Genomic DNA, 12,891 nt, shown 5'->3' with positions numbered 1-12,891 from the left:
GTCCATATTTGATGGACTGTTTGTTAGCTATATAAAATATCTCAATGTGGTTAAATAAAATTACTTTGCTATTGTATAGTGGAAGTATAGAAACGGGAGAAATAAAATGAAGCTAAAATTAGATAGGATTTCAGCTATTAAAATATGCAGTAAAATTATTATACCAATTGCTGTTTTAGTTGCTTATATTGTAATAGCTGTTAATTTCAGTTCGCATACGCCAATTTATAATCCATATAGTTCAGGAGCAGGCGGAGAAATGCATTACGAAAAAGGTAAGGTTATATCAATTGATGAACAAGTAATAAATCCTTCAGGTTTCTCAGGGTTATATATTGGGAGACAAATGGTTAACGTACTTATAGAAAGTGGACAATATAAAGGACAGACTTTTCAAGTTAATAATGCTCTGAATTATGATACCAATTTTATTCTTCATAATGGCCAAGAGATTGTTGTGTCTGTAAATACATCTACTGGTGATAAATCACAGATAAATGTTTATATGTTCTCACCATATCGTGTTGTTCCTTTACTTGTACTTATAGGTATTTTTATTGGAGCAATCTGCTTAGTAGGTGGTTGGCGTGGTTTTCATTCTGTGCTAGGGATTATATTTACTCTGACAACAGTAATATTCATTTTTGTTCCATTACTTTTCTATGGTATATCGGCTGTTGCTGCAACTATTTTCCTTGTTGTTATAACTTCTTGCGTAACATTATTTCTAGTTGGGGGATTTGATCGAAAAACTTTGTCCGCTGTATTAGGAACAGTTGCAGGTGTAATTGTGTCGGTTATTATTATGCTTGTTTTTAGTAAAATTCTAGGAATATCTGGTTACACATCTTCAGATACAGATGCATTGCTTAACATTGCTGGTCAAAGTAAGCTGCAGGTAAAAGATCTTTTATTTACAGGAGTTATTATAGCTTCGCTAGGAGCTGTAATGGATATTGCTATTTCTATAGCTACATCAATAAATGAGCTTCATAAGCAAAAGCAGAATGCTTGTTTTAATGAACTATTCCGATCTGGTATGAATATTGGAAGGGATATGATGGGTACTATGAGTAATACTCTTATTCTAGCATTTCTAGGTGAGTCCATTTTTTCTTTTATTCTTATGTATTCTTATCAAGTACAGTTTAAGCAATTGTTCAACTCCAATGGCATTACAATTGATATTGTTAATGCTGTTTGTGGTAGTTTAGCAGTTATTTTTACAGTACCGATTGTTTCTGCTATTGCAGCAAAATTACTTCAAGGAAAGCAAAGTTCTGATTTTATATAATATTTGTATGAAATGGGCAATAAAGATACTGATTTTTTAAATTATATAAGCACTTTAAAATAATTGTTCTATTTTAAAGTGCTTATATAATTTTTAGGTTAATAACAAGTTAAATTCACAATAACATGTATTCTATATTATATAATTATTGCATTAAGTTTACCAAGTATGTAATAAAATAGTACAATCAACTAAAATAGTACAACATATAAAACATAAAGAGTGCAGTTTTAGGACATGTTTTGTATTATTTATTAAATAATTATTTCGACCTAGCCAATAATACAATAAAACAATGTGGCACAGTTATTGCTCTATATTATTAATATAGTATATAAGTCCTAATTGATGAAATTTATTTATTATTAATCAAGTTTATTCTTAATAAAATTAATTCATTTATATTAAGAATAGTTTGTGAGCAGATTTAAATGAATTATCATTTTCACAATATATTGATCAATATAAGTATATTTCATTATCCACAATATAGGACAAGCATATATAAAAAACTTACTGTGCAATTAAATTAATATTTTAAGCATTTATATAATGTGCTTAATTAAAATATTAATTTAAAATATATAAATATTTTAGGAGTGTTTAAAAATGAAAAAAATCAGAACAAGAGTAATAACATTATGCCTATCTTTAGGAATTTTAGCAGGTACTATAGGCATGCCAACTGCAGCATTTGCAGCTACTACAGATGCAACTTATAAAGTAAGTAATGGTATAACAACAGATTCTCCTGATAGTATTAAAGGCACTGATGGTACAAGCAAAGACAGTATTTATGGAGCTAGTTTAGCAGCATCTGGCGGTAGCAGTTTTAGTGGAAGTGCTAATTTTAATGCTAATGTAAATATTGATGTATTAGGTATTGCTAACAGAATAATTTCAGCAATAAACGCTAGAAATTTTAATGGGCAAAATGCAGCATTTTGTAAGGGATTAATGGAAAGTGCATTCTATGCAGCTCACGGTCAATATAATGTAGTTGTTATGGATTTATCACAAAACTACAAACATAATATTTCTGGAGTAAAATATTTTGCTACATATCAATATGGTGGAACTACATTTGGAGTTTGGGTATTCTCAAGACAACAACCTAAGGGATCATATTTTGAAAATGATGGAAGAAGAGGCTGGGATCACTGGGCTTGCCAAGGTTGGCAAACACAAGTTAACAATGTAATGTGGTATAACAGATAAAATCTGACTAAACATTAATTATACATATAAGTAGTATTTAAGAATTTTTTATTAGTGATTTAACTCATACCCATCAAGCTAATTTATTAGCTTGATGGGTAGTTTATTTTTTATTGGAAATTCTACTTTTAGAAATTCACAGTCTTATTTTATAGCAATTGAGCAAAAAAATACATGTACTTTCGGTAATCTACCACTTAACTCTAATCTCTAAGAGCTCTATTCATATATGAAAGTTTAAATTCACCTGAACATAATTTAGTAACTTGTTTTTTAATAAATTCTATAGCGATTGAAGTAGCAATTGTTATTATAATTAGCCATAGTAACACGAAGATTGATATTTTAGGTAGATATACCCACCATTGAAAATATTGATAGCAGAAGAAGCTATGTACCAGCCACATATTTGAACTATGTTTGCCTAAATAAACAAAAAGCTTATTTAATTTCAGTATTTTAACAATATTTACACTACAAAGAATATATAGTGGTGCTATTAAATAGTCAAAATCAATAACATCATCGTTTCTAAATCTTACATACATTAGAACTAGGCAAATCAATAAATATACGAAAATATTATCTAATTTGTTATCTTTAAATTTTTGGCTTATTTTAGGAAATAAATCAAATTTAGCAAATGTTATCCCCATTAAGAAACAAGGTAGCCATGTTAATAACAAGTTTAATTCACTATAAAAGATAGTTCTAGCAAATGTGTTAAATAGTGGGACATCTTTAAGAGAAACATAAACTGTACGTGATAATACAGCTAGTACCATAATTTTAAAAAATGAAGTTACAGAACTGTTTTTAATTAATTTTACTGTTACAGGGAATGTTGCGATAACTAAAACATATAATTCGAAGAACCACCATTCTCCATCATATGTACTTCTATATCCTACAAAATTATCAAAAAACTCTGCAAGATTAAATTCTCTGTAACCTGTAAAGAAACTAATTGGTATGAAAATTATGAATACTGTCCAATAGTTAACATATAAATTTTTAAGTCTTTTAAAAACATTGGAACTAACATGAGCATTGTTTTTAGCAAACTGTTTATATATGCCGAATCCACTAAAAAATAAAAACATGGCAACGCAGATTCTGCCATATTGCCCAAACCAATACTCAATATTATTACCATTAAATTGAAATAAAGAAATAAATTCAGAACTTCCTTTAATTCTATTAGGAAACGTGAATAAGTGATGAATAAACATACATATAATTGCAATGCCTTTAGCGATACTTGTATCGTCTCTAGTAAATTTTAAATTTTCCACATTTAATGACTCCTTTTTATTTAGACTTGTGATGTAATTTGCCGAAAGAATACAGCTTCTTTCTAGTATTGAATATATTTTAAAGTTTAGATCTAATTTGTAGTTTCTTTATCTATAGGAGATTGTGATTAAACAAAATTTTATAACAAGCAAATTGTTATAAATTCATATATAAAACAAATATTAAAAAGTCCAGTAGGTTGTTTGTAATTATTTACTCTATATTCTAAATTAAAATCAACATTGTACATTATACCATTTGTTGAGTGAAAAATATTATTTTTAATTAATATTTAATGTTTAGCATTATATATAGATATAACAAGTAGAACTGGACTTATAATTAGAATATATATACATGATTTCTGTAAGTAACTACATAATTTTAAATTTAGTTCATATTGAGTTTATTTATGCAATGTATAATTTAAATCATATGAAAATAAATAACAAGTCCATCTGCCAAGTTTATTTTTCATCATGACATTTTGGAATTGTTATTTTCTTTCATGTGCCTAAATTAATAATATGTTAATATACGAACGGTGATAAAAATGATAAAATATAGACGAAAAGTATAAGCGTAGTAGTGGAGGTAAAATTTATGAATAAAAAGCTTAAACAATTAATTGCAATTGCTCTTACAGTAAGTTCTGTTGCAGCATTTGGTCCTACAAATGTTTTTAGTTTAATAACACCAGTTAGTGCAAGAACTTCGGTTTTAGATCCAGATGAATTGAAAACATTAAATATAACAACATCAAATGGCAGTAATTTAAAAATTTGCAGTGATAGTTATGATGGAAAAGAAGTTGATATATCTGATATAGACCCAGATAGTAATAAGGAATTTTATGCAGTATTGCCAACAGGAAATACTAAAATAAATGTATCTGCAGATATAAAGGGAAAGAATTATATTGCAAAAATCTTTACATCTAAAAATGAAAATGCAAAAGCATATGATCCAGCAAGACCATATGATGAAGGGAATGATATATATTTAACAGATGATGTTACAAATCTTTATATAAGAATATATAGAAGTCAAGATGATTATGATGAAGTTAAAGATACTGATGTAACAGATTGTTCAAATACTTATATAGTACACATTAAAAAAGAAGAGGCTTTCTCAAAGAAGTATCCAGCTAATAGTGATAATGATAGTCAAACTAATCATGAATATAAGCAAAGTAAGGATATCTACAATAATAGTAATAATATAGAAAAAATAATTGTACCGGGATCAAGTCAAATTGAAATAAAGTCAAGCCAATGGGTAAAAGATGCACTTGGATGGCAATATAATGGTTCTGATGGAACTCCAGTAAAGAATGCTTGGTTATTAGATAATCAAACAGGTAAATATTATTATGTACAAACAGATGGTTATATGACTACTGGATGGAAATATATTGATGGAAATTGGTATTGTTTTGATAATAGTGGAGTAATGCAAACAGGATGGATTCAATCAAGTGATGGAAGTTGGTATTATTTATATTCATCTGGAAAAATGGCTAAAGATACAACGATTGATGGATATACACTAAGTTATAATGGACAAATGATGTAAAAAACTAAGAAGAGGTATTGAAAAATGATTTTATCATAAGACAATAGCCTCTTTTTATATTTATTGATTAAGTAATTAAATACTATTATCAAGGCACATTTCAATAAATAATAAGTTCATTTACTAGCATACTTCCATAGCAAATTTCATCTGTTATGTATTCTCAAGTGACTAAATGTGAATAATAAAATTGAAGATATGACATAATTATTTATACTTAGACAAAAATGTTTATATTAGATTCTGAGAGTATTTTTGCATATATTAGTCATAATTATAGTGAAATAAACCGTTAAGAACAAATAGGTTAAGAGAAATACTCATTAAAATATGTACAATATTGTTGTAACATGATAAAATTAAACTCGTTGAGAACTATTAAAATCAGATGGAAAGTAACCAATAAAAGATGAAATAATTGGAATGGTGTAGTGTTTAGGGGTAAAATACATTATTAGGGGGGAAAACTGATTTTATACATTTTAAACGATATATGCCAACTACGAATAAAAATACATTTCAAAATTATTTTTTGGTTATAAAATAATCTATAATAAATTATTATATTAAAACATAGTAAAAAAAATTATATTGGTAATGGAGAAGGACAAGAATGAATGAAGAGATTGTAAGACTTGAAGATATAGTAGATATATTAAATAAGAGATGGAAAATGATACTTTCAATAACAGTAATTACAACTTTAATTGCTGGAATTTTAAGTTTCTTCATAATTGCACCTAAATATGAAGCTAGTACTAAGTTATTCATAGGAAAAGAAAATAGTCAAACTCAAGATAAAAATTACAATAATAGTGATATTCAAATGTATCAACAATTATTAAAGACATATGCAGGAGTTATAACAACTAACGATTTGGTTGAAAACGCTATTAATAATGCTGACTTAAATGTTACTTCACAGGAAGTACTTAAAAATTTAACAGTTACGCCAAGTGCAAATACTCAAATATTAGAAATAAAATATATAAGTAAAGATAAAACATTATCTAGAGATTTAGTTGATTCAATTACTAATCAATTTATAAAAGAATCTACTGAACTTATACCAAATGGAAATGTTAAAGTAATAGAAAGTGTAAAAATGCCAGAAAATCCAGTTAGTCCTAATAAGAAATTAAACATTGCTATTGGGTTTTTACTTGGACTTATGGTCAGTATAGGATTAGCTTTCTTATTAGAATTTGTTGATAATACATTTAAAACAAAAGAGCAAGTAGAACAAATATTAGGATTGCCAGTTGTTGGAGCAATACCTGATGATTTTAATTAAAGGAGGCAGGTTATGTTTTCAGCAAAAAAATTAGAAAACGCAGTAGCAAATCAACAATATAGAGGATTTGTAGTAGAAAAAAAACCAAAGTCAATAGCAGCAGAAGCTTATAGAACTTTAAGAACTAATATTCAGTATTCATCATTTGATAAGGAAATTAGAAGTATAGTAGTTACAAGTGCTGAAGCAGCTGAAGGAAAATCAACAGTATCTGGTAATCTTGCAATATCTTTTGCTCAAAATGAGAAAAAGGTAATAATTGTAGATTGTGATTTAAGAAAACCATCAGTACATAAAAATTTTAAAATATCTAATTTAGTAGGTCTTTCAGAAGTACTTATAGGAAAAGCAAAATTAGAAGAAGTAGTTCAAAGTCGTAATGAATATCTTGATATGCTTCCATCTGGTAAGATACCACCAAATCCATCAGAAATGTTATCATCAAAGGCTATGGTTAATTTAATAGAAAAGCTAAAAGAAACATATGATATAATAATACTAGATAGTGCACCACTTTTAGCAGTTACAGATGCTCAAATTCTGTCTAAAGACGTAGATGGAACTATACTTGTTACAAGGGCAGGTAGAACAAAAAGAGAATCAGTAATTGAAGCTAAAAATCTTTTAACTAAAGTTGGTGCTAACATAATAGGTAGTGTATTACACGCAGTGGAAAACACAAGAGGTAAATATTATTACTATTATGGATCTAATGAAGATGGTGATGAAACCAAAACTAAAAAGAAACACAAATAAGAACAAGGAGTAATCTTATGATAGATATTCATTCACATATTATACCTGGAATTGATGATGGATCTAAAAATATGGAAATGACATTAGAAATGTTAATAGCTGCAGAAAAAAGCGGTACCAAGAAAATTGTAGCAACTCCCCATTATTTAATGGAATATGGAGAAGCAAAGATTAATGAAGTTAAGGATCATGTAGAAAAAATCAATTCTATTGTAAATGACGAAGGAATAAATATAGAAGTTTATGCGGGTCAAGAAGTATATTTTACGCATAATATAATCAATGATTATTTAGAAGGAAATATTGGAACTATAAATGATTCAAGATATATGCTTATTGAGTTTTCAATGAGGAATCAAGAGCAAAATCTATTTGATACACTTTATGAGTTGCAAGTTAGAAATATAGTTCCTATAATAGCGCATCCAGAGAGATATAAATATATTATAAATAAACCTTCAATTATTAATGATTTCATTAATGAAGGGTATTTATTTCAAATGAATGCAGGAAGTTTAGAAGGAGTATTTGGAGATAGTGTCAGAAAAACAGCTGAAATATTAATTACTAATGGAATATATAATTTTATAGGTTCAGATGCTCATAATACTACAACTAGATCTGTAGGGATTTCTGAAGGTGTGGATTTAGCAAATGCTAAAAATAAAATAAATGGTGAATTAATTGGAGAAAGTTCAAGAAGACTTATTTTAAACGAAGATATAGAATTCTGCGGCCAAAAAATAAAAGAAAAGAAATCTATATTTTCATTTTTCGGTAGATAAGGGTTTTATCTTGACTAACCGAAAGAAGCTGTATTCTTTTTCTCGGTTGCTATATAATTAGGCTGTGGATTTCTAACAGTAGAAGTTGTCATTATTCCTGCATGTTCCTTAAACAAGTTAAGGACAAGCAAGAATGCAACAATTTCTACTGAAGAAATGATTACAGCTCAATTATAAATGCAACACTCCGAAAAAGAATACAGCTTCTTTCTTTGTTTGGAGATGAATTTAGAATTACGTGACAAATCACCGAAATTAGGAATACATTTTTGTTTCTATTTCTAATTTTTATTTTTAGCTATAATTTTTAGTAAGCTGAATAGGCAAAATCTACAAATATTTATTTGAATATGCCTAACTATAAGAGATTTTGAATAAGTTTGTAAATTTCTTTAGCTATTTTTATCATTTATAAATTAGAAAAAGCCTCTTAGTGGAAAGTTATTTATTTGTTGCTTGTCCTAAAACAGTACTGAAAGTTTTAAACTTTAGCGCTATATTTATGACAAACTTAAATATATTTAACTTACCATTAAGAGGCTCTTTATTTTATATAATAAATGTTTATTTAGTAGTTTTAAATTCTATGAAACTCTATCAAGTTCGAAAAGAGTTCCTTTTGCGTATACGTATAATGTATTGTTATCTATAACTAATAAAGATCCACTGCCGTTACTTCCATCAAATGATCCAGAAACAGTAACGCATTGAATTTTATCAGCATCTATACCTAAACTTGCAAATGTATCAGGATAAGAAGCTGCAAAAGCTGAAGCAGTTAATGTCTTAGATGAGAATTTTGGATTATTAACATTACCAATACTTGTGTGTATTTTACTGCTAGAAATCGTAACATTTTCTCCAATTGCAAGACTTATTTTTAAGGCACTTAATTGTGAAGTAGCATTTGAATCAAGTCGCTTTGCAACTTTCCATGTACCAAATACATTACTATATGATGAATTAGAACTGCTTGAGTTACTTGAACTGCTAGAGCTAGATCCACCACTTGATCCACCAGAACTTGATCTTGAACTGCCAGAATTTGATGAAGAATCAGAAGAAGTTGTTGTTGTGTCAGTTGCAGTACTGCTTGTACTATTTGTGCTTGAAGCAGTTGTAGTTAATTTTTCGCCACTTGTAGCAAAAGTATAACTTTGACCATTAATTGTAATGTTTCCAGTTTGCATAGCACCAGAGTTATTTAAGTAATATGTTTTATTATCTACTTGAACTAATCCTGTTTTCATAGCACCTGAAGAAGGGTCTAGGTAATACCAAGTTCCATTATTGTTTGCCCATCCTGTTTTCATAGCACCTGAAGAAGGATCTAAGTAATACCAAGAGCCATTGCTGTTTACCCATCCGTTATTCATAGAACCGGAATCATTTAGATAATACCAAGTACCATTGTCGTTTAACCAACCAGTTTTCATATATCCATCTGTATTAAAATAATACCAAGCACCATTAATAGACCTCCAACCTGTAGAATATGAATCGCCTTCAGTATTCCACCAACCATTAGAGTCTTGTTTCCAAGCAGCAGAAGCTGATGTTGGAAGAACAGTTGCCATTGTCAGTAATGATATTGCTGATAATGCTATCAGACTTTTTAGCTTTGATTTTATCATTTCAAATACTCCTTTATTAGGCACATTCAAAAAAATAATCATGACATTTTGAACCTATTATTTTCTTTAATGCGTCTTAATTTATTTTCTATATATAACATATATATATTTAATTTATCATTATAAGTAAAATTATGCAAAGAATATTGTGAAAAATATGTTATGTATACTATGGAAAATTAGAAAGTATATTGATGAAGTGTAAGATAATAAGTAATATTTTATTATTTCTGATATTAACATAGCAGTTAGCTTGTGATATAATACAATCATAAATTCATTTCGGATAAATTCTAAATTTTAATACAAATCATTATATGATTATTTAAAATAATCTCCATAAAAAATACCAAAAAAGGACAAACATCAAATTAACATAATTATGTACTTTTATATAAAATATACTTATGTTATTATAGTAATATTGGATATTGTTTAATGAAATTAGGGGGGGGAATATAGTGCAACAGTTGAACGCTGAGATGGAAGAGACATTGTTTAAAGAACAAATAGAATCACGTAAATTATATTGCTTTATAAAGAGGGTAATGGATATTTTGGGGTCCGCAATGGGATTGGTAATTTTAAGTCCAATATTGCTAGTAATTGGAATAATTGTAAAAATAGAGTCGAAGGGGCCGCTCGTTTTCGCACAAGAAAGAGTAGGTCTTAATGGTAAAAGATTTAAAATGTATAAATTTAGATCGATGGTTGCTAATGCAGAGGAATTGAAATCTAAATTACATGATCAAAATGAAATGAACGGTCCAATGTTTAAAATGAAAGAAGACCCTAGAGTAACTAAAGTTGGGAAGTTTATAAGAAGGACAAGCTTAGATGAACTTCCACAATTAGTAAATGTACTCAAGGGAGAGATGAGTTTAGTTGGACCAAGACCATCTCTTCCTAAAGAAGTTGAACAATTTGAAGATTGGATGATGACTAGATTTTCTGTAAAACCTGGCCTTACTTGTTATTGGCAAGTATCTGGAAGAAATGATATTGAATTTGAAGATTGGATGAAGCTTGATGCTAAGTATGTAAGTGAAAGAAGCACTCTAGTCGATATAAAATTAATTTTGAAAACATTTGGTGTGTTATTTGGAGATGAGCATGCAAGTTGATAATTAAATAGAATATTATTATTAACATTAAAATTAATATGTGATTCAAAAATTAAGGAGAGAGAAAATTATGTTATGTGCTTTAATTATGGCTGGAGGTAAGGGGACGAGATTTTGGCCTTTATCTACAGAAGAAAAACCTAAACAGTTTTTAAATTTAATAGGTGACGATACTATGATACAAATGACAGTTAATAGAATAAAACCTATTATACCAATGGAAAGAATATTTGTTTGTACTGGTGCAATGTATGTTGATTTAGTAAAAGAACAATTGCCAGAATTACCAGAGAGAAACATAATAATTGAACCAGAAGGAAGAAATACCACTCCATGTATAGCATTATCAGCTTTAGTCATAGATAGATATTTTAAAGATTCAACTATGATTGTACTACCTTCAGATCATTTAATAAAAGATGAAGAGAAATTTAGAAATATAATAGAAGAATCAGAAGATTTCCTAGAAAATAATGAACAAGCAATAATAACACTAGGAATGAAGCCAGATAGACCAGAAACAGGTTATGGGTACATAAAATATAATAATGAAACTAGTAAAAATGATGCTTTTAATACGTTTAAAGTAGATAAATTTGTTGAAAAGCCAAATGAAGAAAAAGCCAAGGAATATTTAGAAAATGGATCTTATCTTTGGAACGGTGGAATGTTTTTATGGAAGACTTCAACTATCATAGATGAAATAAAAAAATATTCACCACTAACATATGAGGCTATTCATGAAATAGAAAGCATAAAAGAAGAAAATTTGCAAAAGTTAATAGATGAAAAATATAATAAAACAGAATCCATATCAATAGATTATGCAGTCTTAGAAAAATCAAAAAATATTTATGTTGTGCCGAGTGAAATTGGATGGGATGATATAGGTACTTGGAAATCTGTTGAAAGATATAAGGAAAAAGATATTAACAATAACATTCTTGATGGAAATGCACGAGTAATTGAATCTAATAGTAATATAGCTATTAATAAAGGAAAGAGAATAGTTATGATAGGAATAGATGATGTTATGACGCTAGAGACTGAGGATAGCATTTATATTGTTAATAAAGATTATATGGATAATCTTAGAGATTATAAAAATATTGTTTAAAATTTATAATAGAAAGTGTTGAAACTAAAAATGAGTAGGATTAAGTTCTTAAATACAGAAATAGATAATGTAACAATGTTAGAAGCTATAAATAAGATAGATGAGTTTGTATCGAAAAGGAAACCTAGCTATGTAGTTACTCCTAATGTTGACCATATAGTAAAATTAGAAGTTGATGAAGAATTTAAAGAAGTTTATAGGGAGGCAGATTTAATTCTAACAGATGGAATGCCATTAATATGGATATCTAATTTTAAATCAATGCCAATAAAAGAGAAAATTTCAGGTTCGGATTTTTTCCCAGAGGTATGCAAATTAGCATCAGAAAAAGGTTATAAGATTTTTTTATTAGGTGCAGCGGAAGGAGTAGCTGCAAAGGCAGCAGAAAACCTAAAGAATAAATTTGAAGGTCTTAATATAGTTGGGACATATTCACCAAGTTATGGCTTTGAAGATAAACAAGAAGAGATAGAGAAAATTATAGATATTATAACTAAATCGAAACCAGATATCTTAGCAGTAGGATTAGGTGCTCCTAAACAAGAAAAATTTATACATAAATTTAGAGATAGATTAAATATACCAGTTTCATTAGCAATAGGGGCTAGTATAGATTTTGAAGCGGGAAATATACAAAGAGCACCTATATTTATGCAAAAATGTGGTCTTGAATGGTTTTATAGACTATGTAAAGAGCCCAAAAGAATGTTTAAGAGGTATTTAGTAGATGATCTTAAAATTTTTAAAATAGCGTTGAAGTATAAGTAAAATATTTTTACTTAATTTTAAAAAATA

The 12,891-nt window shown here is 28.2% G+C and carries 11 protein-coding genes; 9 read left to right on the top strand and 2 right to left on the bottom strand.

All coding sequences use genetic code 11. The features are described from left to right. Nucleotides 1-106: 106 nt before the first annotated feature. Together CLSA_RS20425 and CLSA_RS20420 are read left to right on the top strand one after the other, a co-directional pair. Complete coding sequence (locus CLSA_RS20425) at nt 107-1,294, top strand: YibE/F family protein (protein WP_022750283.1); 1,188 nt, start codon at nt 107-109, stop codon at nt 1,292-1,294. Between the two features lie 609 nt (nt 1,295-1,903). Then, on the top strand, nt 1,904-2,512 hold the full coding sequence (locus CLSA_RS20420; protein ID WP_022750280.1) for a hypothetical protein: 609 nt from the start codon (nt 1,904-1,906) through the stop codon (nt 2,510-2,512). A 203-nt stretch (nt 2,513-2,715) separates the two neighbouring features. Here CLSA_RS20420 and CLSA_RS22300 read toward each other — a convergent pair whose 3' ends face one another. Further along, nucleotides 2,716-3,807 (bottom strand): acyltransferase family protein, encoded by a 1,092-nt coding sequence (locus CLSA_RS22300; protein ID WP_022750276.1) that lies wholly within the window; start codon nt 3,805-3,807, stop codon nt 2,716-2,718. 604 nt (nt 3,808-4,411) lie between these two features. On the opposite strand from CLSA_RS22300, the gene CLSA_RS20410 reads away from it, so the two are divergent. The 4 genes from CLSA_RS20410 (at nt 4,412) to CLSA_RS20395 (ending at nt 8,221) form a co-directional block, all read left to right on the top strand. Next, the gene (locus CLSA_RS20410; protein ID WP_022750272.1) at nt 4,412-5,386 is read left to right on the top strand and encodes an N-acetylmuramoyl-L-alanine amidase family protein; all 975 of its coding nucleotides are present in this window, start codon (nt 4,412-4,414) and stop codon (nt 5,384-5,386) included. Between the two features lie 613 nt (nt 5,387-5,999). After that, nucleotides 6,000-6,680, top strand: a complete 681-nt coding sequence (locus tag CLSA_RS20405) for a YveK family protein (protein WP_022750270.1) — start codon at nt 6,000-6,002, stop codon at nt 6,678-6,680. A 12-nt stretch (nt 6,681-6,692) separates the two neighbouring features. Continuing rightward, the gene (locus CLSA_RS20400) at nt 6,693-7,436 is read left to right on the top strand and encodes a CpsD/CapB family tyrosine-protein kinase (RefSeq protein WP_022750266.1); all 744 of its coding nucleotides are present in this window, start codon (nt 6,693-6,695) and stop codon (nt 7,434-7,436) included. Nucleotides 7,437-7,453: 17 nt separating this feature from the next. Further along, nucleotides 7,454-8,221 carry a tyrosine-protein phosphatase gene (locus CLSA_RS20395; protein ID WP_022750262.1) on the top strand — a complete coding sequence of 256 codons (768 nt, stop codon included), beginning with the start codon at nt 7,454-7,456 and terminating at the stop codon, nt 8,219-8,221. Between the two features lie 584 nt (nt 8,222-8,805). On the opposite strand, the gene CLSA_RS20390 is transcribed toward CLSA_RS20395, so the two are convergent. Further along, nucleotides 8,806-9,855, bottom strand: a complete 1,050-nt coding sequence (locus CLSA_RS20390) for a PspC-like choline-binding domain-containing protein (RefSeq protein WP_041716400.1) — start codon at nt 9,853-9,855, stop codon at nt 8,806-8,808. A 461-nt stretch (nt 9,856-10,316) separates the two neighbouring features. On the opposite strand from CLSA_RS20390, the gene CLSA_RS20385 reads away from it, so the two are divergent. From CLSA_RS20385 to CLSA_RS20375, 3 genes are all read left to right on the top strand, one after another. Beyond that, nucleotides 10,317-10,979: a sugar transferase gene (locus CLSA_RS20385; protein WP_022750253.1), complete on the top strand. Its 663-nt coding sequence runs from the start codon at nt 10,317-10,319 to the stop codon at nt 10,977-10,979. A 70-nt stretch (nt 10,980-11,049) separates the two neighbouring features. Beyond that, a complete protein-coding gene (locus CLSA_RS20380) occupies nt 11,050-12,096 on the top strand; it encodes a mannose-1-phosphate guanylyltransferase (RefSeq protein ID WP_022750249.1) in 1,047 nt (348 codons plus the stop codon). 30 nt (nt 12,097-12,126) lie between these two features. After that, the gene (locus CLSA_RS20375; RefSeq protein WP_022750245.1) at nt 12,127-12,864 is read left to right on the top strand and encodes a WecB/TagA/CpsF family glycosyltransferase; all 738 of its coding nucleotides are present in this window, start codon (nt 12,127-12,129) and stop codon (nt 12,862-12,864) included. Nucleotides 12,865-12,891: the final 27 nt, after the last annotated feature.

Origin of the sequence: Clostridium saccharobutylicum DSM 13864 (assembly GCF_000473995.1) — a bacterium.
Lineage (GTDB): Bacteria > Bacillota > Clostridia > Clostridiales > Clostridiaceae > Clostridium > Clostridium saccharobutylicum.
This window is presented reverse-complemented; position numbering and strand designations above follow the sequence as displayed.

Coding starts and splice junctions, on each gene's coding strand:
- CLSA_RS20390 (WP_041716400.1), bottom strand. CDS start 9,855: ATGATAAAATCAAAGCTAAAAAGTCTGATAGCATTATCAGCAATATCA.
- CLSA_RS20405 (WP_022750270.1), top strand. CDS start 6,000: ATGAATGAAGAGATTGTAAGACTTGAAGATATAGTAGATATATTAAAT.
- CLSA_RS20410 (WP_022750272.1), top strand. CDS start 4,412: ATGAATAAAAAGCTTAAACAATTAATTGCAATTGCTCTTACAGTAAGT.
- CLSA_RS20395 (WP_022750262.1), top strand. CDS start 7,454: ATGATAGATATTCATTCACATATTATACCTGGAATTGATGATGGATCT.
- CLSA_RS20380 (WP_022750249.1), top strand. CDS start 11,050: ATGTTATGTGCTTTAATTATGGCTGGAGGTAAGGGGACGAGATTTTGG.
- CLSA_RS20400 (WP_022750266.1), top strand. CDS start 6,693: ATGTTTTCAGCAAAAAAATTAGAAAACGCAGTAGCAAATCAACAATAT.
- CLSA_RS20425 (WP_022750283.1), top strand. CDS start 107: ATGAAGCTAAAATTAGATAGGATTTCAGCTATTAAAATATGCAGTAAA.
- CLSA_RS20375 (WP_022750245.1), top strand. CDS start 12,127: ATGAGTAGGATTAAGTTCTTAAATACAGAAATAGATAATGTAACAATG.
- CLSA_RS20420 (WP_022750280.1), top strand. CDS start 1,904: ATGAAAAAAATCAGAACAAGAGTAATAACATTATGCCTATCTTTAGGA.